The following is a 24,857-nucleotide window of genomic DNA, read 5'->3' on the forward strand; positions in this document are numbered from 1 at the left end:
GTATTTGTACTTTCATATCAGTAGCTTATAGCATAAATCACAGATAAAAACAACCAAATCCTACAACTTTCTTCAGTTTTCAAAGAGCAGTATCAATGTTTACGCGGGTTTCAGCCTGCATTTTTCAGGACGAACTAATTAATAATATGGAGATAATACAATGGTGGAAAAAAGGCATACCAGCACCCACTATGAAAGGGAACTCAGGGACGTCAAGGAAAGTCTTCTTTATTTGGGAGCGCTTGTAGAAAAGGCAATAGAACTGGCAATAAAGGCCCTTTTGGATAGGGATACGGAGATCGCCCGCAAGGTAATTTGCGATGATAATACAATTGATCAGCTTGATGTTGAGATTGAAGAGAAGTGTATTAGAATTCTTGCATTGAGGCAGCCCACGGCGCGGGACCTGAGGTACATCACGACGGCCATTAAAATAAATGGACATCTGGAGAGGATCGGCGATATGGCGGCTAATATTGCTGAAAAAGCGATTATTTTAAGTGAAGAACCACCGATGAAACCCTATATCGATATTCCCCGTATGGCAGAAATTGCACGGGCGATGATAAAGGAAAGCCTTGATGCCCTGGTGAATGAGGATACCAATTTAGCGCAGAAAGTCAGGGTGGAGGATGAAACCATCGATAACCTCAATGAACAGGTATTCCGGGAACTCCTCACGTTTATGATGGAGGATCCCCGAAAGATACATAGAGCTCTCATCATTATGCAGATATCCAAGAGTCTCGAACGGATTTCGGATCACGCGGTGGGCATTGCAGACATGGTTGTGTATATGGTTACGGGAAAGAGCGTCCGCCATGCACCAACCTGTGAGAGTCAGGGGTAACACTGGTGAAGAGCCGTCTGTTCTACAAGATTTTTGTCAGTTATGTCGTGATAATACTCCTTGCTGTCGCTGTTATGGGATTGATATTTGCTCAGCAGATTAAAAGTGATTTGGTAGAGGAGATAAAAAATGACTTGACGGCTCAGGCACGAATCATAACGTTCCTGACAAAAAGCGAAATTGAAAGGCAGATATCCTCTCTGGCCGATATATCCCGGTCACGGGTTACCCTGATTGGCGCCACGGGCTGGGTCATAGCAGATTCAGAGAAAAATGTGGCGGAGATGGATAATCACCTGAACCGTACGGAGATACAGGAGGCCAGGATCAAGGGTCAGGGAGAAGCAATTCGTTACAGTCGCACCCTCGGTGTGGATATGCTCTATATTGCCTTTCCAATAAGGGAAGGCTCAGAACTAAAGGGTTACGTTCGCCTTGCCCGTCCGCTCTTTGATGTGAAAAAGTCCGTTGATCAGCTATACAGCCACATTTATAAAGGCATTCTTATCGTCATTATACCCTCCTTGCTTATTGCTTTTCTCTTTTCCAGGAAAATCATATCACCCATTCAGAAAGCGGAGCAATTTACACATAAGGTATGCAGTGGGGAAGTTCCCGGTACCCTTCTGATCGAATCGAATGACGAGATTGGCAGGCTCGCAAAAAATATCAACTGCATGGTTGAAGAACATCAGGAAAAGATACGATCCGCACATGAAGAGAAAGGGAAACTGGATTCAGCCTTTGCGAGCATGACGGAAGGTGTCATTGTCCTTGACGGTCAGAAACGTATAGAAATGATAAACAAGAGCTTAAAAGACATTCTTGGCAATGAGTACACGACAAATATTATCAATAAGACGCCCATTGAGGCATTCCGAAGCATCGAGTTAGAGGATGCCCTCGATCGGTTCAGGGAAACGGGAACCACGGTCTTCCAGGAAATTACTTTCGGTGATGAAAATCCGATCATTCTTGGTGTCATTATCTCAACTATTCATGGACTTTCCGTGGGAGAAGAAAAGACGATGATAGTCTTTCATGACGTTACACGGCTTAAAAAACTGGAGAACATACGGGAGGATTTTGTGGCCAATGTGACTCATGAAATCAAGACCCCTCTCACGGCAATTATCGGATTTATTGAGACCCTTCAAGGGGGAGGTGTTGATGAGAAAGTAACCGCAAATAAATTTCTCCAGATAATTTCTGAGAATGCCCATCGTCTTAACCGTCTTGTAGATGATCTCCTGACCCTCTCCAGTATAGAACTGGGAGAAATGAAGTTACGCCTCGAAGGGATATCTCTTGGTGATGTTATTGAAAACGTCCTGCCCGTATTCGAAGCAAAGGCCGCAGAGAAATCCCTGACTGTAGATAAACACATTCCCGAGGGGCTTCCGTTGATCCTGGCCGATAGAGACAGGATAGCCCAGATTCTCTTGAATATTCTCGATAATGCCGTCAAATTTACGCCGGATGGCGGAAGGGTTTCCATCACGGCCTCTGAAGATGGCAGAGGTTCTGTGGTCGTGAAAATTGTTGACACCGGCATCGGTATCCCGAAAAGTGAAATTCCCAGGCTGGGAGAACGTTTCTATCGTGTGGATAAAACACGCTCAAGGGATTTGGGGGGTACCGGTTTGGGATTGTCAATTGTTAAGCATCTCATGAAAGCCCATCAGGGGAATTTGGAGATTGAAAGCAGATGGGGTGCTGGAACAACTGTTTTTCTTTATTTTCCGATTTTTCGCGCACTGATTGCCTAAAATAAGAGAAAAACGAAGGGAACAGGGCTGGTTTTTGTATAAAAAAGCCCATTCCCTTTATTTTTTTAAAAAAGTTACTATGAATGCCTTGACATGGGGGAATTTGTGTTTATGTTAAGGCCTCATCCATGAATGGATACGATTGTCTTTTAAAATATCTACAAAAATATAAAAAAATGAAAGAAAGGAGCGGTTAGAGCATGAAGATTAGACCATTACAGGATCGAGTGATTGTTAAGAGGTTAGAGGAAGAGCAGAAGACAAAAGGTGGTATTATAATCCCCGATACAGCCAAGGAAAAACCTGTCGAGGGCGAGGTTGTTGCTGTTGGCAAAGGAAAAACGACAGAAGACGGCAAACTGATTAAACCGGATGTCAAAGTCGGCGACAGGGTTCTCTTCAGCAAATACGGCGGTACCGAAGTTAAAATAGACGGCGTCGAGCATCTGATTATGAGAGAAGACGATATTCTTGGAATCATTGAAAAGAAATAACCTGATTATAAGGAGGATACAATAGATGGGAGCAAAGATACTTCAGTATGACGAAGAAGCAAGAAAGTCTATTCTCAAGGGTGTAAATACCCTTGCGGATGCGGTTAAAGTTACCCTCGGCCCCAAAGGCAGGAATGTTATTCTTGATAAATCCTATGGCGCCCCCACTGTTACAAAAGACGGCGTTACCGTGGCCAAGGAGATCGAACTCGAGGACAAGTTTGAAAACATGGGCGCCCAGATGGTGAAGGAAGTTGCCAGCAAGACGAGTGATGTGGCCGGTGACGGCACTACCACAGCAACGCTTCTTGCCCAGGCTATTTATAGAGAAGGGGCAAAGAGTGTCGCCGCAGGAAGTAACCCCATGGATATTAAAAGGGGTATTGAGAAGGCCGTCGCAGTTGTTGTAAAGGAACTGGCAAAGTTAAGCAAGCCGACCAAAGACCAGAAAGAAATCGCCCAGGTTGGTACAATTTCCGCAAACAACGATGAAGCAATCGGTGCAATTATTGCCGAGGCAATGGGGAAGGTCGGTAAAGAAGGTGTCATTACTGTAGAAGAAGCAAAGGGACTGGAAACAGAACTTGAGATCGTAGAAGGTATGCAGTTTGACAGGGGTTACGTATCTCCCTATTTCGTGACGAATGCGGAAAAGATGGAAGTAAGCCTTGAGGATTGCTTTATTCTTATCAATGAAAAGAAAATCAGCGGCATGAAGGATCTCCTCCCCGTTCTGGAGCAGGTTGCAAAAATGGGAAGGCCACTCCTTATCATAGCTGAAGATATTGAAGGGGAGGCATTGGCTACCCTCGTTGTAAACAAGATTCGAGGTACCTTGAATGTTGCTGCCGTGAAAGCCCCCGGGTTCGGCGACAGAAGAAAAGCCATGCTGGAAGACATCGCCGTCCTGACCGGCGGGAAGATGATTTCCGAGGACATGGGTGCGAAACTGGAAAACACAAAAGTAGAAGACCTTGGCCGGGCAAAGAAAATCACGATTGATAAAGATAACACGACGATTATCGATGGTGCGGGAGAAAGAGCAGCTCTGGAAGGAAGGGTCAAGCAGATCAGAGCGCAGATCGAGGAAACAACATCCGATTACGACAGAGAAAAGCTTCAGGAAAGACTGGCAAAGCTGGTCGGCGGTGTTGCGGTAATCAAGGTTGGCGCAGCAACGGAGACGGAAATGAAAGAGAAGAAGGCACGTGTTGAGGATGCACTCAACGCAACACGAGCGGCCGTGGAGGAAGGAATCGTTCCCGGCGGCGGTGTGGCCTATATCAGAACACTTCCGGCACTCGAGAAACTGAAGCTAGAAGGAGACCAGCAGGTCGGTGTCAATATCGTCAAGAAGGCCCTTGAAGAACCGCTGAAGATGATAGTATTTAATGCGGGACATGAAGGCAGCATCGCTGTGGAAAAGGTCAAAGGGAAAAAAGGCGCCTTTGGATTCAATGCGAGAACAGATGAGTATGAAGACCTGATTGAAGCAGGTGTAATCGATCCTACCAAGGTAACACGATTTGCCCTCCAGAATGCGGCGAGCGTGGCGGCTTTGATGCTGACCACCCAGTGCATGATAGCGGAGAAACCGGAAGAGAAGTCTGCGGGTCCCGCCATGCCTTCCGGCGGTGGATACCCCGGTATGGGAATGTAGTAAAGGTTTTAAAATCCTATCGGCAAGTGAAAAGCCCCCTGTTTTTCTGCAGGGGGCTTTTTTACTTCTGCTTGAAAGCGGTTGATTTCTGTGATAGCTTGGCCGCTCGTTGATTCATGCAATATTACCTTGCAAAGGGCTTAATCATATCAGTAACAAACAACATTGAGGAGAGCACCATGGACTATAAGGATACGTTAAATCTGCCGAAAACCGATTTTCCCATGAAGGCAAATCTTTCCCGGAAGGAACCGGAGTTGCTCAAAATGTGGCAGGATATGAATATTTACGAGAAGACCAGACAGGCATTGAAGGGGAGAAAGCCCTATATTCTTCATGATGGGCCTCCTTATGCAAACGGAAATATCCACCTTGGTACGGCGCTCAATAAAATAATCAAGGATATTGTCGTGAAATCGAAAAATATGTCAGGGTTCGATAGTGTATATGTGCCTGGCTGGGATTGTCACGGACTGCCTATTGAGCATCAGGTTGAGAAGGAACTGGGTGACAGGAAACGAGGGATGTCTCATGCAGATATACGGCGTTTCTGCCGGTCATTTGCAGAAAAATTTGTGGGTATCCAGCGAGAGCAGTTTAAGCGTCTGGGAGTCTTTGGAGAATGGGAGAATCCATATCTTACCATGTCGTACGATTATGAAGCGGCGACAGTTGAGGAGTTTGGAAAGCTCTATTTCAAGGGTGATATCTATAAGGGAAAAAAACCGGTATACTGGTGTGCTTCCTGTAAGACCGCCCTGGCGGAGGCGGAGGTTGAATATGGTGATCATATAACGCCCTCTATTTATGTAAAATTTCCAATGATCTCTGATGTATCGGGAGTTATTCCGAAACTGGCAGGGGAAAAAGTCAGCGTGGTTATATGGACGACGACTCCCTGGACGATACCTCCTAATCAGGCAATTGCCCTGCACAATGATTTTATCTATGTTGCAGTCAAGGTGAATGGTGAGACGTTGATCCTTGCGAAGGATCTCCTGGATTACTGCATGGATGCCTTTGGCTATAAAAACTATGAAGTGCTTGATGAGTTTCCCGGCTCTGTTCTGGAGGGTCTCAAGTGCAAACATCCACTGGTTGATCGCGAGAGTCTCCTCATTATTGCCCCTTTTGTCACGCTTGACGCGGGAACAGGATGTGTGCATATCGCGCCGGGTCATGGACAGGAAGATTATGAGATAGGCATGAAATACGGGCTGGACAATTATGCCCCCGTCGATGATGATGGAAGATATACCCCTGATGTTCAATACTTTGCCGGACAGTTCGTTTTCGATGCCAATGATTCGGTTATCAAAAAATTGGATGAGTTCGGTGCCCTGCTCGGCCATATTGACATCGAGCATTCCTATCCTCACTGCTGGCGGTGTAAAAAACCTATCATATTCCGATCTACCGAGCAGTGGTTTATCTCGATGGAGAAGAATAACCTGAGAAAGAATGCCCTTGAAGCCATTGATAATGTCCAGTGGTTGCCGGCATGGGGTCGTGACAGGATATCCGGGATGATTAAAAATCGCCCCGACTGGTGTATTTCCCGGCAGAGGTTATGGGGGGTGCCGATTACGATGTTTTCGTGTGAGCATTGCAAGAGCGACCTTATGACGAAGGATATTATGGGAAATGTTGTGAAACTCGTTAACGAATACGGCGCTGATGTATGGTTTGAGAGAGATACAAAAGATCTCTTGCCCGCGGGAACAGTGTGTCCCGTGTGCGGGAAGGACCAATTCACGAGAGAGACCGATATCCTTGATGTCTGGTTTGATTCCGGCGTAAGTCATGCTGCTGTGCTGGAAAAGAGGTCAAATCTCGGTTCTCCGGCGGATATATATCTTGAAGGCAGCGACCAGCACAGGGGATGGTTTCATTCTTCCCTCCTGGAATCCGTGGGAACGAGAGGGCGCGCCCCATATAGGACTGTTCTGACCCATGGTTTTGTTGTCGATGGTGAGGGGAAGAAGATGTCCAAATCCATGGGCAACGTCATTGATCCGGAAGAGGTAATCGATAAGCATGGCGCAGAAATATTGAGACTATGGGTTGCCGCTGAAGATTACACACAGGATATAAGAATTTCTGATGAGATACTTGCCCGCCTTGTGGAAGCCTACAGGCGCATTCGCAACACGAGCCGCTTCATTCTGGGGAATCTTTATGATTTTACATCCGGTGATGTCGTTTCCTATCATGATATGGAAGAGATCGACCGGTGGGTCCTTCATAGACTCCAGGAAATTATTCAACAGGTAAGGGATGCCTATAGTCAGTATCAGTTTCATCTTGCATTCTTTACCCTTCATCATTTTTGTACTGTCGACCTGAGCGCCCTTTACCTGGATGTCCTGAAAGACAGGCTCTATACATCAAAGGCAGATTCGAGGCAGCGGCGGTCAGCGCAGAGCGCCATGTATGGTATTCTTGATTCCATGATACGCCTGCTTGCCCCGATACTTTCATTTACCGCGGAAGAGCTATGGCTATCGTTACCTTCTTACGATGGAAAGGAAATAAGCGTTCATCTGACTCAATTTCCTGAAGTGAATCCTCAATATCTGGATGCAGACTTGGCCAAAAGCTGGAACACTATGATCGCGCTCAGGGGAGAAATATCCAAAGCAATTGAAATTGCAAGAAAGAACAAAGTAGTCGGGCATTCACTCGACGCCCGTGTCGATATTGCTCCGCCCGTTGATCTTCGTTCATTTATAGAAGAACATCGTGAGGACTTAAAAACTTTGTTAATCCTTTCGCAGATCAATATTGTGGAGAAGGAAGCTATCAAAGACGCTTATGTAAGTTCGGAATTTGAAGGTTTAACTATTGGAGTGACGAAAGCGCGGGGACAGAAATGTGACCGGTGCTGGATCTACAGTGAGACGGTAGGTATGAACCAGGAATATCCCGCTATTTGTGATAGATGCCTTACGAACCTTTGAACGTTATATTCCCTCTCCCTTTCCCCGCCTTCGCGGGGACAAGGATGGGAGGGGGTTAGGGAGAGGGTGAAAAGGGGAAGTTTCACGGAGAGATGATTTGAAAACAAAGTATATTATTCTTTTTGCCACAGTGGCGGTGATGACCCTGCTTGATTTTATCACCAAGGCCTATATCAGTTCGACTATGTTCCTTCATGAATCATTTGTTGTCATTGGAGGTTTTTTAAATATAACATATGTCAGGAATCCGGGAGCCGCCTTCAGTTTTCTGGCAGATGCCCCTCCGGTTTTTCGTTTTGTCTTTTTCGTTACGGTGACAGTTTTAGCGATAATACTCGTTCTCACGTATATCGCCAAAAGTAAAATTGAAGAACCGTTCATGACATTCGCCCTTTCCCTGATCCTGTCCGGTGCTGTGGGGAATCTGATTGACAGGGTACGCTTTGGAGAGGTTATCGATTTCATTGATGTATATATAGGAACGCACCACTGGCCTGCTTTTAATGTCGCTGATTCCGCGATCTCCGTGGGAGCTGTTATCCTGCTCCTTGAGATGTTCAGAGGGACAAAAAAGCGAGATGGTTCCGCGTCCGTGTAAGGCAGAGTAGGTAAAGCAATATTGATGAATATTTACTTCAGCGTAAAAAGATTCTTCTCGAGATTGTTTTCTCCGCAAAAGATTTTCATCTTCAGTTTCGCCTCGGTGATTCTTTTTGGGGCCATTCTCTTATGGCTTCCTTTTTCGGCCGGCCGCGGTCATATATCCTTTGTTGATGCCCTCTTTACAGCCGCCTCGGCAGTGTGCGTTACGGGCCTTGCCGTTCTGGATATTGGTAAAGATCTATCGATAGCCGGTCAGATAGTTACCATGGTTCTCTTTCAGATCGGCGGGCTGGGAATTATCACATTCTCTGTTGTCCTGTTTGGAATCATGGGCAGAGGCATTTCCTTTAAGGGAAGGGATATTGTCCAGTCGACGTTTCTCCATACACCGCGAAGAGATTTCTTCGTGATTATGAAATGGGTTCTCGGGCTTACTTTCATTATTGAGGCTATGGGGACATTGTTGTTATTTATCCGGTTTTCCCAGGATTTCTCTCCGGGCTGGGCCTTCTATCATGCCATTTATAACGCCATTTCCGCCTTCAACAATTGCGGGTATTCACTGTTCTCGGATAATTTAATGGGTTATCAGAGCGACATAATTGTCAATCTCACCGTCATGGGCTTGATTGTTCTGGGAGGGATAGGCTTTATCGTGCAGTATGAGATCCTTGCCAGGTTGAGGGGATTTCAGAAAAAACTGTCGGTACATTCAAAAATCGTTCTTATAACTACAGGGAGCCTGATCCTCTGTGGCGCCGCTTTTTTTTATCTTTTCGAAATGAATCATATTCTCAAAGATGCTCCCGTCACAACGCAGATTCTTACATCCTTTTTTCAATCGGTTACGCCGCGGACTGCGGGTTTTAATACAGTCGATATCGGTCAACTGACAAATCCGACGATCCTTGTCATGATTATGCTGATGTTTATCGGCGCCTCTCCAGGGTCAACCGGGGGAGGTATTAAAACAACGAGTTTTGCCCTTCTCCTTCTGATGATCTGGAATCGACTCAAAGGGCAAGAACAGGTGAATGTATTTAACAGGACCATCCCGGGGGAGATTTTAACGCGAACGATTGCCATTATCTTCGCGTCCGCATTTTCGGTTATTCTCATTACATCAATCCTCTTATTGTTCGGGGGTGTGGGGAATTTACCTCCCCTTGAGAGCCGCCACTTTTTTGTGGAATATCTTTTTGAAACAGTTTCCGCATTCGGTACTGTGGGCCTTTCCATGGGCATAACGCCAAATCTGGGTTCCGGTCAGAAACTGGCTATTATTCTCATGATGTTTGCGGGACGGATAGGGCCCCTGACTCTCGCTTTTTTCTGGTATGCCCCCAAAAGGGGGTTAACATATGCGGAAGAGTCTATTATGGTGGGTTGAGGAGGTTTAGCAATGAATCGGGTAGTAGTGATTGGATTGGGAATTTTTGGTTCAAATATCGTTAAGGAATTATATGAAAACGGCTTTGATGTCATTGCTATCGATAAGGATAAAGAGGCCGTTCATCGTTTAAAAGATTTTGCCACCAAGGCGATTGTCGCCGACGGCAGAGATAATGAAGTCCTGGATGGTATTGGCATCCAGGAGAATGATGTGGTTATTATTTCCTTTGGAGAAGATCTTGCGGCAAGCACACTTATCACCCTTCACCTCAAACAGATGAAGGTCAAAAAAATCATTGTTAAAGCCCCCAATGATGAGCATAAGCTCATCCTGGAAAAGGTGGGCGCTACGGACGTCATCATCCCCGAGAAGGAAGTTGCCGGTAAGGTTGCTAAAAGCCTGATCTCTCCAAGCGTCCTTGATTGCCTACCCCTTTCCGAAGGGTATATGATATTTGAAATAGCGCCTCCAAATAGTTTTTTGGGGAAAAGTATCGGTGAACTTGAGTTAAGGAGCAAATATCATATTGAGGTCATTGCCGTTAAGGACGTTCTGACAGACCAGATTCATATGGTGCCGCCTGCCGGTTTTGTACTCAAGGACGGTGAAATCCTCGTTGTAATTGCGAAAGAAAAAGATATCCAGAAAATCAAGTGAGGTTTTTTATGAGTGTCATTGTTGATTTTTCTATCTTCCCGATAGGTAAGGAAGAGAGCGTTAGTAAATACGCATCCAGGGCAGTAAAAATTATTAAAGAGAGTGGCCTTGCGCATCACATCAGCCCGATGGGGACATCCATAGAGGGTGAATGGGATGAGGTCATGCTTGTGGTAAAGCGCTGCATGGAGGATCTTAAGAAGGACTGCAACCGGCTGTATATGACGATGAAGATAGACTGTAGGGAAGGGGGCTCCGGGCGCATGGAAAAGAAAGTAAGGAAGGTGGAATAATGGCTATTTTAAAATGATCGTGGCATCGACTGCCACAGCGCCCTGTTTACCGATGATCAACGGGTTTATGTCAATTTCGTGAATCCGGGGATACTGAATGCCTATGTTACCCAAAGCAATAAGTATCCGTGCAAGTTCTTCCCTTTTGACGGGAGGCTCTCCCCTGAAACCATCAAGGATCTTCTGTTCCCTCAGACGGCTGATGAGTCCCAGAGCATCCTGCTCCGTCAACGGAGCCGGAGCGAAAACCGCATCATTTAATATTTCTGCCATTATACCGCCAAGACCCAACATGACGCAGGGACCGAATTGATGATCTCGCAAAAGACCCAGAATTAGCTCGATTTTACCGTGCACCTGTTTGTATACTAAAATTTTACCATGGCCGTTCATTGTGTTCATTAAAGAATCAAAGGATCTGCGGGCTGCTTGGGTATTGGCAATATCCAGATGAACCAGGCCGAGTTCGGTCTTATGCACCTTTCCTTGTTGCAGTCCCTTCATAACTAAAGGGAAACCGATTCGCGAGGCGGCTTCTTCACACTTGATAGAATCGACAACAATTTCCTCTTCAACTGTCGGGATGCCGTGGAGTTTGAGAATACGCTTGGAGATGTATTCATCCAAAGGCCCCGCCGCTTTCTCCAGTAAATCATTCAGTTCACCGGGAATCTGCATAGCCTTTTCTTTTTCCGGAAGTCGGGTAATTATTTCCGAAGGTTTCCGTTGATGGAAAACGGCGGCTAAACATTCCACGGCACGGGACACCTCCTGGAAGACGGGGATACCGTAGGACAAGGCCTCCTTTTTAAAACGAAAAGTCTCTTCGCGTCTGCCCAGAAGCCATACGAATGCAGGCTTGCCGGCAATACGGGTTTGCTCGGCCAAGTCTTTGATATTGAGCCCAATCCGGGAATTTCCGGCATAGGTACTCAATAATACTGCATCAACGTGGGGGTCCTTAAGCACTGCCGAAAGTGCCATGCTGTATACATCAATGTCGCCTCCACCATGCTTTTCGATGGACGGCCAAAGATCCACGGGATTGGAAACGGGCATCCAGTCGGGGAAAAGACGCTCTAAAGCATCCTTCGTTGTCGGGGAAAGTTCTGCTACGGACAGCCCCTGTTCATCAATGAAATCTGAGGCGATAATGCCGGCGCCGCCACTGAACGTGAGGATGGCAATACGGCCCGGTCGATCAACCGGTCGGTGCACGGCGGCCAGGGACCGGCAGAGGTCGATCATCTGATGAAAATCTCTGGCTTCGGTAACGCCGGCCTGGGCCAGGGCGCCTGAGATGACCTTCTGATTTCCCGCCAGGGATGCCGTGTGGCTCATTGCCGCTTTGGCGCCTTTTCTGCTCTTTCCGCCATGAAGGACCACGATCGGTTTTGTGCTTTGCCGGCATAGGTCGATAAAGTGCCTGCCATCAGAAAAAGATTCTAAGTAAAGCCCGATAACCTCAGTGCTCGCATCTTTGAGCAGATAAGGCAATAGATCGCACTCGTTGACATCACTTTTGTTGCCTATTGAACATACTTTGCTGATGCCGGTGATATGGTGACTCATAATATCGATGATAAAGCCTGCAGAAAGCAATCCACTCTGGACTACAAGCGATACGTTGCCCGGTAGGAGTCCGTGCTGCAGTGCAAGAGGGTTCATAAAGGAAAAGGCATAGCCCCGAACGGCGTCGACAAGTCCCATGCAATTGGGACCCCACAGGCGAATCCCCGTTTTTTTAGATATATCTCTTAGTGACTGCTGCAGAGACCTTCCGTCCTTGCCGGATTCCGCAAAACCTCCTGATTCGATCATGACGCCGGGAATCCCTTTGGCGACACAATCCTCTATGGTTGCCGGTACGAATTTTGCCGGCACAAAGACGATGGCAAGGTCAACATGACCCGGGATTGCGCTGACGGACGGATAGCAGGGAAGCCCTTCAATTTCTCGATAACGGGGGTTCACAGGATAAATATTACCCTTATAACCGGTGAGTAGATTTTTAAGAATGGCATAACCGCCCTTGAGCGGGTTTGGTGTTGCGCCGATAACAGCGATTCCTTCAGGGTCAAAAAAGAAGTCCATGAAAAATCCCCATTTTAATACTTATGGTCTGTTAATGATAACGTCGAGATACTTTCTACCCCAACCCTTGGCTTCTTTTTCATCAGGGAAAAAGATGTCAATATGATCTCCTTTAATGGCGCTTCCTATGTCATGGACTTCTCCCCACCCATAACCGGGGACATACATTTTCGTTCCATAAGGATATCTCTTTATGTCTGCTGCAATTGTCCCCTTTTTTGCCTTGGATCCGTCGGAGGTGATACCGACTTTTTTCCTCTCTCCCTCGTGTGGTCCGTAAGCGTAAACCGGCGGCATCAGGCAGCACCCGTATTTATATTTCCAACCCGTTGATTTTTTCCCCGCATCGTAGGCGGTAACGAGCATCTTCCGCTTTTCCGTCGCCCGATCTCTGTCGCGGGGAACAGTAGCGCATCCATGAGTCATCAGGACGCTGATAATGACAAGGGTCGGAAGAATAAAACTATCTTTTTTTATACGGACCATTGTGGTTTATTGATAAGGATGTGGTATTTGCGAGACAACCTATCATAGTGGTCATATATATTTCAAGACATTCATATATCCGGGACTTTCATGATCTTTGATAGTACCTTTTTTGCATTTACATCAACGGGTTTTCATGTTAAAGGCGCATCAGTATATAATAGAGTTCAAAAAAGCGAATAACGGGAAGGAATAAGGAGAACATAAAAATATTGACAAAGCGGGAGAGCTATGTTAGCTCGCTCCAGGCATTATTGCTTGGATTTTTTGGGGTTAATTAGTTGTCATTTATTTATACATAACACAGTAACAAATTGTGTGAAGATAATCTCTGCTGCACTGTAGATCCTGAATGGTGGTAAGCCTCGATAGAACCTGATTTCATCATGGAAAGACTTTGCCAAGCCGATTTGAACGGCGAGACGAGGTTTTACGTTGGATTTATAACACCACACAGCCCGGAACTGAATCACATTGAATACGTTTGGAAAGTACTTCGTCGTTTCTGAGCCTATAATCGATATGTTGAAATTCTTTACGACAGGCGGAAGAACGTAATATCAACAATATCTGAATGGGCTATTCCAAACATAACCACTGCAAGTTTGTGCGTAATTATGCACTAAGAATAAAAGGAGAAAAAAGCGATGTTTACAAGAAATGTATTTTTCAAGGCAGGAATTGTATCGTTCCTGTCAATTCTGCTTGCGAGCCCTCTTTTTGCAAGTGAAGCGGAACTGGTCATTCCTGTATTAAGCGCGGCCCAGGATCATCTCTTGATGATCGGATTTCTGATTTGCTTTGCCGGGATGGGTTTCGGTCTTTACGAATATTACAATGTCAAGAAACTTCCGGCCCACAAATCCATGCTGGATATTTCGGAGATCATTTTCCAGACCTGCAAGACCTACTTGATTCAACAGGGCAAGCTGCTGATCGTTCTTGAAGTATTCATCGGCGCATGTATCGTGTACTATTTCGGCGTCCTTCAGAATATGGGCCTGAGCGGCGTACTTATTATCCTGACCTGGTCCATTGTGGGTATATTGGGTTCATACGGAGTCGCCTGGTTCGGTATCCGGATGAATACTCTGGCCAACAGTCGGATGGCCTTTGCATCCCTGGAAGGTAAACCGATAAAACTGCTCAATATCCCACTCACCGCAGGCATGAGCATCGGCGTCCTTCTGGTGTGCGTGGAGCTCATCATGATGCTCGTGATACTGGTCTTTATGCCCCGTGATGTGGCGGGTGCATCGTTCATCGGATTCGCGATTGGAGAGTCGCTTGGCGCGAGCGCCCTGCGTATTTGCGGCGGTATCTTTACGAAGATTGCCGACATCGGTTCGGACCTCATGAAAATCGTCTTCACCATCAAAGAGGACGACCCGAGAAACCCGGGCGTCATCGCCGACTGTACCGGCGACAATGCGGGTGACAGTGTCGGACCGACGGCCGACGGTTTTGAAACCTACGGCGTCACCGGAGTCGCCCTGATCAGTTTCATCGTTCTCGCCGTATTTCCCCTTTATCAGGCAGAACTGCTTGTCTGGATCTTCGTTATGCGTATCCTGATGATCATCACCTCGATCGGCTCCTATTTCATCAACAAGGTCGTCTCAACTGCGGTCATGGGGGATAAGGAGAAGGTTAACTTTGAGGCCTCTCTGACATCACTCGTCTGGATCACATCGATCATTTCGATTATTGTGACCTTCCTCGTCAGTAAATGGCAGCTCGGTCATTACCCGAATGACCTGTGGTTCAAGCTTTCGATAATCATCAGCTGCGGCACCCTCGCGGCAGCGCTGATACCGGAACTCGTAAAAGTCTTCACGAGCTCGAAATCCAAGCACTGCGCCGAAGTGGTCACGGCATCACGAGAGGGCGGACCCTCTCTCAATATCCTTTCCGGCTTCGTTGCCGGTAACTTCGCTGCCTTCTGGATCGGCATTTCAATAGCCGCACTGATGTTCGCCGCTTATTATACCAGCACATTCGGCCTTTCCAACTTTATGGAATATTCGTCGGTCTTCTCGTTCGGTCTTGTGGCTTTCGGTTTTCTCGGAATGGGCCCCGTTACGATCGCAGTCGACAGCTATGGTCCGGTTACGGATAACGCACAGTCCATTTATGAGCTGTCCATGATCGAAGATATCCCGAACGTTGAAAAGGAAATTGAAAAAGAGTTCGGATTCAAACCCCGTATGGATGTAGCCAAACACTACCTGGAAGAGAATGACAGTTGCGGAAACACCTTCAAGGCAACGGCCAAACCGGTTCTAATCGGTACAGCCGTCGTGGGAGCCACGACCATGATTTTCTCCCTGATCCTTCTGCTCCGAAAGTCCCTTGGAATCCAGCCGGAAATGATCTTGAACCTGCTGAATCCTTACACACTGCTCGGATTCCTCTGCGGCGGATCCGTCATTTACTGGTTTACCGGAGCATCCACGCAGGCCGTCACCACCGGCGCATACAGAGCTGTCCAGTATATCAAGAAGAACATCAATCTTGACAACACATCCAGCTCCACCGAGAACTCAAAGGAAGTCGTCAAGATCTGCACCCAGTATGCGCAGAAGGGTATGTTCAACATATTCCTCGCGATCTTCTCTTTCGCACTGGCCTTCGCGTTCTTCTCCGCTCCGGTTTCCGGACCCGAGCCCGCGTCCTTTTTTATCAGCTACGTGATTTCGATCGCAGTATTCGGTCTCTTCCAGGCGCTTTTTATGGCGAATGCCGGCGGATGCTGGGATAATGCCAAGAAGGTCGTTGAGGTTGATCTGAAAGAACGGGGAACACCGTTGCACTCGGCTGCCGTTATCGGCGATACCGTCGGCGATCCTTTCAAGGATACCTCGTCGGTCGCTCTGAACCCGATCATCAAATTCACCACACTGTTCGGGATTCTGGCAATGGAAATGGCCATCGCTCCGGGGATGAGAGAAAGCGCCGGAATTGTGGGGCTTGTATTCTTCATCATTGCGCTGGTCTTTGTCTGGAGATCCTTCTATGCGATGCGAATTCCAATCGAGTAATTAAATGAAATTATGACCGCTCATAAGAAAAAGGCCGGATCATAATCTTTAATTTTATCATTAACACGCAGGGGGGCCGTACTAACGGCCCCCTTTTTATTAATTTTTTCTATGCTTTCAGGCGATTGATCAAATCGAGGAGGAACTCTTCTCTTTTCCGGAGAAATCTTCGAAACTCCCTGTCATCCGTGTTCACTATTTCAATTCGGAGGTCGTGTCGATATCTCTCCAGAATCGCCAGAAGCTCTTTTTCCTCATCGGGTGTCAACTCAAGTTTTGCCATGGCTTTTCCTCCTTTACATTCATTGATGAATTCCCATATATCGTTCGTCCTTTTACTTTTTCAACAGCGCCTTGGTTTCGCCGATTGGATAAATGGGAAAGATCTCGAATCTGAGGAGATCGATCCATGCAGCCCGTGTAGCAATCAACCCTATCTCATCGCTCTCAACGACCCAAATGGATCTGCAGCCCTGAAGGTCCTGAAATCCGTAAAGAACCTTTTTTATCTCCTTTGGCCAGTTCCAGTTTGCCATTATTGTCCTGACTTCTCTTTCATCCTGCGGCTCCCATGTGCAGATCATCATGAAGTACATATTCTCACCTCCTTGTTTTTATAAAAAGATTCAGTTGAATCTTGACAAAGGCTTCCCGGGAAGAGTTGCATCTTCCGGGGAAACTCCATACAGGTAATTTGAGGAACCATTCTCCTATAGCCCCTCCACGAGCATGATTAAATAAGGTTGCTTAACGACGATTAACAAAAATTACTGTATTACTTTAGTTAAGTGGCTTGAGGTGGACGGTACTACTTACAAACAACGACAAGCAAACCGCGTTAGACAATAAAATTGAGATAAACATTCTAAAGATTCGTATTTTTGAATATATTATAAAAACAAAAAGCGTATATGTCAATGACTTAAAAACAACCGTGTTAATGCAACAAATCAGTTGAAGTGGAAACAAAATAGATAGGGCGGGGGTATAAGCAATTTTTATGAGAAGGGAGCGGCACTGACGGGCGTGAAACGGAGCAGAATTCAAATCCGTGGCAAGCGCATTCCCCGAAGCTTGCTTCGGGGTTAGTGAGCGAATATGATTAATAATTTCATGATCGAAGATTCCCCACAGCCTTTATTCTCTCTTCTTTGTATCTTCTTTTAGCCTTTCGAGTTCTTCTTTATACTGTTCCGCCTGGGCTTTGACCATTTCAATTTCCTCTTTTGCCTTAGCAAGACTTTCCTCCTGCTTTTGCCGTTCTTCCCGAAGTTTGTCCTGGATCTCATCGAGGCCGATATAAACGGCAAGAATACCGCCGATGAGAAGAACGATGGGTATTCCACCCTTCAGGATAGTAAAGAAAGCATCCCACCAGAAAAAAAGACCTATGAATCCAACAACTACGGAAACAGCACCGCCGATGAGTAACGACATGGCATGACCTCCTTTTTCAAAATTCATCCGTAATGAGTATTTTAAAAATTGCTATGAGAAATTATTACAAGACACTAATATCCATAAATATTGAGCTGATACATAACATAAAAAACATGTTCAGGCAAGATGAAAGTCTAAAAAATACAAGGGAATATAATGATAGATAAAGGGAAAAGATTAATCGACATAAGGAAAATATCCCTTGACATTATTATTAAATGCTATTAAGTATCGCCAATTATAAAAATGTGATAACCAAATGAAAGAACAATACTTTTTCCTTAAAATCAACCAGAATAACTGCAACTACACATATTGATGCCTGCTGTTCGCCATGGCGGCGGGCATGCAGGCCTATTCCGCGTTAAACCCAGTAAGAATTAATCCTAAAGAAAAAAAGTAGCCTGTTTATAACACTTTTTCTGTTTAGGGATTACGATTAATTATGAAATATATTAGGAGGTGCGATATGCTAAAATCAATTTTTAAAGTAATTTGTGTTCTGGGGTTTGTTTTAATCATTGCAGGCAACTCTTGGGCGGCGGAACCGATCAAAATCGGCGCGCTTTTTGCGGTGACCGGTCCTCCCTCATTTCTCGGTGAACCGGAACGCAACACGGCCAACATGATGGTGGATCAAATTAACAGGGCTGGCGGTATCAAGGGGCGCATGCTGAAACTGGTGGTCTACGATACCCAGGGTGATGCGACCAAGGCGGTACAGGCGGCCACGCGACTTATCAAGGATGACAGGGTAAGCGCAATTATCGGTCCCAGCACGACCGGTGAGACATTGGCCGTTATTCCTATTGTAGAAAGAGCGGGGATTCCTCTGATATCTTGCGCCGCCGGGATTAAGATTACAGATCCGGTAAAGAAGTGGGTCTTCAAGACTGCCCAGAACGACTCTCTCGCCGTCGAGCGCATTTATGATCATCTCAAAAAGCGGAATATTAACAAAGTGGCAATACTGACGGTTTCTGACGGTTTCGGCTCATCTGGAAGGGAACAGTTGAAACTCCGTGTTAAAGATTTCGGTATCACCATAGTATCTGATGAAATCTACGGTCCCAACGATACAGATATGACCGCCCAGCTGGTTAAGATACGCGGCAGCAAAGCACAGGCGATTATCTGCTGGGGAACGAATCCGGGACCTGCCAAAGTCGCCAGAAATGCCAAGCAACTGGGGCTTAACATGCCGCTTTACATGAGTCATGGCGTCTCTTCTAAAAAATTTATAGAGTTGGCCGGGGATGCAGCCGAGGGGATAATGCTTCCTTCGGGACGTGTTGTTGTTGCAAATCTGCTTCCGAAATCTGACCAGCAGAAAAAGTCGCTTCTTGCCTATGTAAGGGATTACAAAAAGCATTTTAAGGTGGAGGGGGATCATTTCGGCGGTCACGCATGGGATGCGGTTATGCTCCTGAAAGACGCTCTTGAACGTGGCGGAGATTCTCCTGAGGCCATTCGTAAAGAACTTGAAAAAACACGCAATTTCAAAGGCATCGGTGGTATATTCAACTTTTCTCCTCACGATCACGCCGGGTTGACAAAGGACGCCTTTGTCCTTGTGACGATAAAGAATAAGAATTGGATGCTGGTAAAATAGTGTTTTATATAATGTCAACCCCTGGTTGAACGGGCGAGACGCCTGTCCCACCAGGGGATACCTTTAACCAGATTTTCAAAATTATCTTGATCTGGGAAAGTAACGCGGGGTGAATACTTCACCTCACGTTGGGAGTATCTTTTCGCATGCGACAAACCCATGGAACTTTTTGACCAAATACTGCAATATACCCTATCCGGTCTTTCTACGGGTGCTATCTACGCCCTCATCGGACTAGGCTTTGCCATCATTTACAATTCCACCAGTATAATCAACTTTGCTCAAGGGGAGTTCGTAATGCTGGGCGGCATGCTGACAGTATTCTTCCATATCACCATGCAGCTTTCTCTTCCTTTGGCTATTATTCTTGCCATTCTGATTGCAACGGCAGCAGGTGTCTTGTTTGAACGTCTTGCCATCAGTCCCCTCAAAGATGCTGACCCACTTATTCTTGTTATTATTACCATAGGCGGAAGCATCCTTATCCGGGGAATTGCCATGCTTATCTGGGGAAAAGATACGCATGCCCTTCCTATGTTTTCCGGAGAAGACCCGATCATTCTTTGGGGCGCCACGATAATGCCGCAAAATCTCTGGATTTTTGGTATTACACTCATAATTATCACTGCCAGCAGGCTTTTTTTTCACCACAGCATAATCGGTAAAGCAATGCGTGCCTGTTCTTTCAATCGGGTGGCATCGAGCCTTGTGGGGATTGATGTTAAGCACATGGTTCTTTTTTCCTTTGTCATCAGTTCGTCCATGGGTGCCGTGGCGGGAATCATCATCGCGCCGCTTACTATGACTTCGTACGATGTCGGTATTATGCTCGGACTGAAGGGGTTCTGCGCCGCCATCATCGGGGGTATGAGCGGCGGTATGGGGACGGTTGCCGGTGGGTTGATTGTTGGAGTTCTTGAGTCTCTTGGGGCGGGTTTAATCTCCTCAGGTTATAAGGATGCCATTGCCTTCATTATACTCCTCCTTATCCTGTTTATCAGACCTCAGGGTTTATTCATAACGGGAGAGGTGGAAAGGGTATGAGATTTTGGTCAGATAATGAAGCGTGAATTGTTGAAATTTTTCATATTTGCCGCCGCTGTCTTTACAGCACCTGTGTTTTTCGGCGACGGTTATCTTATGAATGTACTTGTATTTATTGGTATTTATACCATTTTAGCCGTGGCGTTAAACCTGCTGTTGGGTCTTGCCGGTCAAATTTCTTTGGGACAGGCGGCTTTTTTTGGCCTTGGCGCGTATATATCCGGTGTATTGACGGCAACATATACCATGAATCCCTGGCTCAGCATGGCCATTGCCGTCACGGTTGTAGGGGTTATAGCATTTATCCTTGGGTTTCCTATCCTTAAGCTCAAGGGACATTACCTCGCCATGGCAACCCTCGGCATGGGAATCATCATCTACATAGTCTTTAACGAGACCGTCGATTTAACCGGCGGCCCTTCAGGCCTGTCGGGCATCCCGAATCTCACTCTTCTCGGGATTGTTTTCGACAGTGATATAAAAAACTATTATCTGGTCTGGTCCTTTACCCTTACGACCATTCTTCTGTCTGTCAATCTTGCGGCCTCAAGGATCGGAAGGGCTCTTCGTGCCATTCACGACTCGGAGGTGGCGGCACGCATCATGGGAGTCAATGTCAGACTGCTGAAGGTACAGATTTTTACCATTTCCGGTGTTTTTTCTGCCCTGGCGGGAAGTCTCTATGCTCATACAGTAACCTTCATATCACCCACATCTTTCGGTTTTAATGTATCGATAGAGCTGCTCACTATGGTTATCATAGGCGGCTTAGGTAGTATCTACGGGTCTTTTCTTGGCGCGGCGATTCTGACAATCTTGCCGGAGTTTTTCAGGACCTTTCAGGACTACGATATTATCGTTTATGGTATTACTCTGATCGTCATAACCATGTTTATGCCGGGTGGTCTTGTGCGGGGCGTACCGCTTCTGGCCAGATCCCTGCTTGCAAGGGTGACCTCGGCCTCCCTCTTTAAAAAAGCGGAGTAGGGGGTCTGTCGCTTCCTTTGAAAAAGGAAAGGGAGAAGTGATTTCAATCCCCCTCTTTATAAAAAGGGGGTCTGGAGTTTGGACATTTCAAGTTTCCCCCTTTGAAAAAGGGGGGTGAGGGCAATACTGTTCGGCCCCTAATTTGCTTGGATTGAGGGATCATATCGGAAGGTGCGGGAAAAGGCAACAGTACCAGGAAGTGTTGGCTACGCGGGGTGGCAGCGGGTTTTGGTCAAGGTTACTGACGGTAAAAGGGGTGTATAAAAGGCACAGAAGCCCCTGTCGGGTCAGAAGGTTAAGCTCTGCCTTATAAATTTTCAGTCATTTGATTTGAGTTGTTCGATATGTCGTTCCAATTCCTCATCACTGGCCCAGCCCATGAAGTTGAGCGATATCATTTCGAAGGTTCTTTTTGTAGGTTTTCGTCCTGTCCAGAGGGTAATGAGCATGCCTGAGATCAGGGCGCAATAGACTTGTATGGTTAGCCCGTTTTGGGATAGGGCGACGAGGTGATTACACCCCAGGACGCATTTGAACCACCGGAAGAAGAGTTCGATTTGCCATCGGCGCGTGAAGAGGAGAGCCATGATTTCTGCAGGCAGGTCCAGACGGTCCGTTGCCAGTAGTAAGGTGTAATCGACATCCTTGGTGCGAAAGGTTTTCTTGCTGGAAACCCTTGAGGGGCGATGTTCGTTTTCATCCCCTTTGTGAAAAACCTGAATGATCCGGAGAGGATGTGGGCAGTCATTTTGTTTGCTTTTGCAGCCCAGCGTGACGAGGAGATCTTTTTGGATTCCTGCTGCTCTATCATTTTCGGTGAGGGGTTTTTCTTCGAGGACAACGTAGTCGGCATTGTCTTTTAAACGGATGACGAAGGAACTCCGGGCAGCGATGATGTCGTCCAGGAGTTTATATTCTGCGTATCCGGCGTCGATGAGATAGATCGTATTGGGGGCAAGCAAGATTCTGAGGATCTTCTTTTCATTGCCGTTGCCGTCGGTAATAACGGCTGCGGTGGGGACATGGTTGAAGATGTCCATTTCCAGGTGTAGTTTGGCTGCCCGGTGTTGATCATCCTGCCATAAGGCCCAGAGCATTTTGGGGAGCGCGGGAAGCAGCGTGCCGTCCACGGCCTTGATGATCTGTTGAATCTGTGTGAGTTCGGGATCTTTTTCCCGGGGAAGGGTCTGTTCGGCCAGTTCCTTAAGCAGGGGGTTCAGCAGTTTGGCGTCAAAGACCTGAGATGCTTCGGAAAGGGAACCCATGCTTGTTTTCTTGATGCCAAGACGTTTCTGCATTTTTTCCAGTGTAGTAGCCTGTTGGATTCCCCGCAGACTGGTGAGCACGGGGGTAAAGAAATAAAGAAGCATCAGGGCCAGATATTGATCATAGTGGAGTTTCCGGTTCTGATGACTTTTGACATCATGAAAGCGGTTTAATGTTTTGAAGAAGGAATCCAGATATTTGAACCCCTGGATGTCCTCTTCCCGAATTGGAGGTTTTCTTTTGGGGCCGGGTTTTTTCTGTTCCTCTTGGGCTCTCATAGGGAACAGAGCCTCCGGCGAAAGTCCTTGACCAGGGGATAGACGTAGACGTCCTTGACAGGGGACTGGATATCATGATTACGGTCATTGCGGGTGCGGCCCTTGGTCTGTCCGGCAAGTATCCAGTTTGCCGCCTGATAACAGACGCCCCGGAACAAGGAGCGATCGACAAATGTTTCCAGCAGATAGACTGGGTGACCATACTTTTCCTGCCAATCGGCGCTGATGCGACGGGTGATCCGGGAGAGGACATGACTGGCCAAATGGGGAACACCGACCCAGGGCAGGATAAGGAAGCGCATGTTGTTCGTCAGATACCGCAGGTTGCCTTCCCGGTCCTTCTGTGTCCACCCGATGAAGGTATCCCGTGGCGCGGTTTTCCATGCCGCGGAGCCAAACAGGAGACAAGCCAGAGGGCGACCCTGAACATCGCGGATCAGATACTTGAGGTTTTCCCCGACGGCGCCCCGGTAACTCAGGTAATGATATTGTGACAACAGGCAGTTGAATAATTTATAATCCTCCGTATCCTGGCTCACAACGGTGATCTGGAGAGGAACCAACCCCTTGAGATGGTCGCTGATCGTTTCTTGCCGGTGAGGGACGGTGGGATAAGCCGGACGCGAATGAAAAGTGCGTTTCCCCTGGCGGGGGGGCAAAACAATAGCGCCCGCTCGTTCCAGTTTTAAAAGGAGGCTGCGGCAGGCCATGTCTTTGTATTGCCCTGCGGGACTTTGCCAGCCCCACAACTTGCAGAGTTCTAAAGACAGATGGGAACGGTGCCATTGGGGATTGGCGGAAAGCAATGCTCTGATATGCTGGACGTGGTTCTGGTCTACGGCTGTGGCTTGTTCCATGCCCCGTAACATACCCGAAAAGGAAGGATGAGTCCAGCAAAAAATGCACGAATCGTAAAAAAAAGTTACAGCGCCCCTATTAATTTAAGATTGACAATTTCCGGCCATGGGCATAAACTACATAAACTAAGTTCATTAAACCAATCTCGATGAGGTATGCTATGCTAACCATCAATATTCATGAAGCGAAGACGCACCTTTCCCGTCTGGTTGAGGAGGCTGCGCAAGGAAATGCCTTCATCATTGCCAAGGCAGGAAAGCCGATGGTCAAGGTTTCGCCCCTATCCGCAGAAGAGCTAAAAGGCGCTGAAAAGCTGGGATTTATGGCGGGTGAGATTTCGGCGCCTGACGATTTTGATTCTCTTGGGGCGTCGGCGATCATGCGACTTTTTGAGGGCAAGTCAACGTGAAACTGCTGCTCGATACGCACATTCTCCTGTGGGCGGCCGGGCAGCCGGAGAAGCTCTCCGAATCAGCCCGCACCCTTTTGACGACGCCCGCGAATAGTCTGTTTTTCAGTGCGGCAAGTATCTGGGAGATTGTTATCAAGCTGGGACTTGGACGAGACGATTTCAAGGTTGATCCGTATCGTTTGAGAAAGATGCTCGTAGTGCAGGGATACACCGAACTCCCCGTAACCGCTGAACATGCCTTGAAGGTTGATTCGTTACCATCACTTCATAAAGACCCTTTCGACCGCCTGTTGCTTGCCCAAGCCCGTACGGAAGGGATAGTGTTGCTCACCGGCGATGCTTCTGTTTCCCAATATCAAGAATCGGTGTTGGCTGTATAGATTTGGGAAATAGGGGGATACTCTATATGGGGTCAGGGCTTAAATTTCAGCCGTAACGATATCCAGGATAACGCTGCTGTCAACGAGAATCTCCATCATTCCCTATCGCAAAAAAGAGAGGAAAAACCCGAATAAAATAGGGACAGCGCCAATACTGTTCGGCCCCTAATTTGCTTGGATTGAGGGATCATATCGGAAGGTGCGGGAAAAGGCAACAGTACCAGGAAGTGTTGGCTACGCGGGGTGGCAGCGGGTTTTGGTCAAGGTTACTGACGGTAAA

22 protein-coding genes are annotated in these 24,857 nt (G+C 47.0%); 15 read left to right on the top strand and 7 right to left on the bottom strand.

Going from position 1 to position 24,857, the window contains the following annotated elements; translation table 11 throughout:
* The first annotated feature begins 160 nt into the window (after positions 1–160).
* The 9 genes from phoU (at position 161) to NTW12_03635 (ending at position 10,679) form a co-directional block, all read left to right on the top strand.
* Positions 161–850 carry a phosphate signaling complex protein PhoU gene (gene phoU / locus NTW12_03595; protein ID MCX5845428.1) on the top strand — a complete coding sequence of 230 codons (690 nt, stop codon included), beginning with the start codon at positions 161–163 and terminating at the stop codon, positions 848–850.
* Between the two features lie 5 nt (positions 851–855).
* Positions 856–2,619, top strand: coding sequence for an ATP-binding protein (locus tag NTW12_03600; GenBank protein MCX5845429.1), 1,764 nt, complete (start codon positions 856–858; stop codon positions 2,617–2,619).
* A gap of 200 nt (positions 2,620–2,819) precedes the next feature.
* On the top strand, positions 2,820–3,113 hold the full coding sequence (gene groES, locus NTW12_03605) for a co-chaperone GroES (GenBank protein ID MCX5845430.1): 294 nt from the start codon (positions 2,820–2,822) through the stop codon (positions 3,111–3,113).
* A 25-nt stretch (positions 3,114–3,138) separates the two neighbouring features.
* Positions 3,139–4,773 carry a chaperonin GroEL gene (gene groL / locus NTW12_03610; protein MCX5845431.1) on the top strand — a complete coding sequence of 545 codons (1,635 nt, stop codon included), beginning with the start codon at positions 3,139–3,141 and terminating at the stop codon, positions 4,771–4,773.
* Positions 4,774–4,952: 179 nt separating this feature from the next.
* Positions 4,953–7,733, top strand: a complete 2,781-nt coding sequence (ileS, locus tag NTW12_03615; GenBank protein MCX5845432.1) for an isoleucine--tRNA ligase — start codon at positions 4,953–4,955, stop codon at positions 7,731–7,733.
* 97 nt (positions 7,734–7,830) lie between these two features.
* Entirely contained in the window at positions 7,831–8,331 is a 501-nt protein-coding gene (lspA, locus tag NTW12_03620) for a signal peptidase II (protein ID MCX5845433.1), read from the top strand.
* Between the two features lie 24 nt (positions 8,332–8,355).
* A complete protein-coding gene (locus tag NTW12_03625) occupies positions 8,356–9,726 on the top strand; it encodes a TrkH family potassium uptake protein (protein MCX5845434.1) in 1,371 nt (456 codons plus the stop codon).
* 12 nt (positions 9,727–9,738) lie between these two features.
* Positions 9,739–10,386, top strand: a complete 648-nt coding sequence (locus tag NTW12_03630; GenBank protein ID MCX5845435.1) for a TrkA family potassium uptake protein — start codon at positions 9,739–9,741, stop codon at positions 10,384–10,386.
* Positions 10,387–10,394: 8 nt separating this feature from the next.
* Positions 10,395–10,679, top strand: a complete 285-nt coding sequence (locus NTW12_03635) for an MTH1187 family thiamine-binding protein (protein MCX5845436.1) — start codon at positions 10,395–10,397, stop codon at positions 10,677–10,679.
* Between the two features lie 3 nt (positions 10,680–10,682).
* Here the strand turns inward: NTW12_03635 and NTW12_03640 are convergent, their stop codons facing one another.
* Positions 10,683–12,773, bottom strand: a complete 2,091-nt coding sequence (locus NTW12_03640) for an acetate--CoA ligase family protein (protein MCX5845437.1) — start codon at positions 12,771–12,773, stop codon at positions 10,683–10,685.
* A 21-nt stretch (positions 12,774–12,794) separates the two neighbouring features.
* On the bottom strand, positions 12,795–13,259 hold the full coding sequence (locus NTW12_03645; protein MCX5845438.1) for a 3D domain-containing protein: 465 nt from the start codon (positions 13,257–13,259) through the stop codon (positions 12,795–12,797).
* Between the two features lie 647 nt (positions 13,260–13,906).
* Between NTW12_03645 and NTW12_03650 the strand changes: the two genes are divergently transcribed.
* Positions 13,907–16,300 carry a sodium-translocating pyrophosphatase gene (locus NTW12_03650; GenBank protein MCX5845439.1) on the top strand — a complete coding sequence of 798 codons (2,394 nt, stop codon included), beginning with the start codon at positions 13,907–13,909 and terminating at the stop codon, positions 16,298–16,300.
* Between the two features lie 109 nt (positions 16,301–16,409).
* Here NTW12_03650 and NTW12_03655 read toward each other — a convergent pair whose 3' ends face one another.
* From NTW12_03655 to NTW12_03665, 3 genes are all read right to left on the bottom strand, one after another.
* Positions 16,410–16,583, bottom strand: coding sequence for a hypothetical protein (locus NTW12_03655; GenBank protein MCX5845440.1), 174 nt, complete (start codon positions 16,581–16,583; stop codon positions 16,410–16,412).
* A gap of 52 nt (positions 16,584–16,635) precedes the next feature.
* Positions 16,636–16,896, bottom strand: a complete 261-nt coding sequence (locus NTW12_03660; GenBank protein ID MCX5845441.1) for a hypothetical protein — start codon at positions 16,894–16,896, stop codon at positions 16,636–16,638.
* A 541-nt stretch (positions 16,897–17,437) separates the two neighbouring features.
* Positions 17,438–17,737 carry a hypothetical protein gene (locus NTW12_03665; protein MCX5845442.1) on the bottom strand — a complete coding sequence of 100 codons (300 nt, stop codon included), beginning with the start codon at positions 17,735–17,737 and terminating at the stop codon, positions 17,438–17,440.
* A 472-nt stretch (positions 17,738–18,209) separates the two neighbouring features.
* Here NTW12_03665 and NTW12_03670 point away from each other — a divergent pair, with 472 nt between their 5' ends.
* The 3 genes from NTW12_03670 (at position 18,210) to NTW12_03680 (ending at position 21,383) form a co-directional block, all read left to right on the top strand.
* Positions 18,210–19,352, top strand: coding sequence for an ABC transporter substrate-binding protein (locus tag NTW12_03670; protein MCX5845443.1), 1,143 nt, complete (start codon positions 18,210–18,212; stop codon positions 19,350–19,352).
* A 159-nt stretch (positions 19,353–19,511) separates the two neighbouring features.
* A complete protein-coding gene (locus tag NTW12_03675; GenBank protein ID MCX5845444.1) occupies positions 19,512–20,396 on the top strand; it encodes a branched-chain amino acid ABC transporter permease in 885 nt (294 codons plus the stop codon).
* Between the two features lie 15 nt (positions 20,397–20,411).
* Positions 20,412–21,383: a branched-chain amino acid ABC transporter permease gene (locus NTW12_03680; protein MCX5845445.1), complete on the top strand. Its 972-nt coding sequence runs from the start codon at positions 20,412–20,414 to the stop codon at positions 21,381–21,383.
* A gap of 317 nt (positions 21,384–21,700) precedes the next feature.
* Here NTW12_03680 and NTW12_03685 read toward each other — a convergent pair whose 3' ends face one another.
* Entirely contained in the window at positions 21,701–22,927 is a 1,227-nt protein-coding gene (locus NTW12_03685) for an IS4 family transposase (protein ID MCX5845446.1), read from the bottom strand.
* Positions 22,924–23,784 (bottom strand): DUF4338 domain-containing protein, encoded by an 861-nt coding sequence (locus NTW12_03690; protein ID MCX5845447.1) that lies wholly within the window; start codon positions 23,782–23,784, stop codon positions 22,924–22,926. Before NTW12_03690 ends, NTW12_03685 begins: the two co-directional genes overlap by 4 nt.
* Positions 23,785–23,945: 161 nt before the next feature.
* Here NTW12_03690 and NTW12_03695 point away from each other — a divergent pair, with 161 nt between their 5' ends.
* Both NTW12_03695 and NTW12_03700 read left to right on the top strand, forming a co-directional pair.
* Complete coding sequence (locus NTW12_03695; protein ID MCX5845448.1) at positions 23,946–24,194, top strand: type II toxin-antitoxin system prevent-host-death family antitoxin; 249 nt, start codon at positions 23,946–23,948, stop codon at positions 24,192–24,194.
* Entirely contained in the window at positions 24,191–24,577 is a 387-nt protein-coding gene (locus NTW12_03700) for a type II toxin-antitoxin system VapC family toxin (protein MCX5845449.1), read from the top strand. The genes NTW12_03695 and NTW12_03700 overlap by 4 nt, the downstream gene beginning before the upstream one ends.
* The last annotated feature ends 280 nt before the right edge of the window (positions 24,578–24,857 follow it).

It is taken from the genome of Deltaproteobacteria bacterium (assembly GCA_026388545.1).
Classification (GTDB): domain Bacteria; phylum Desulfobacterota; class Syntrophia; order Syntrophales; family UBA2185; genus JAPLJS01.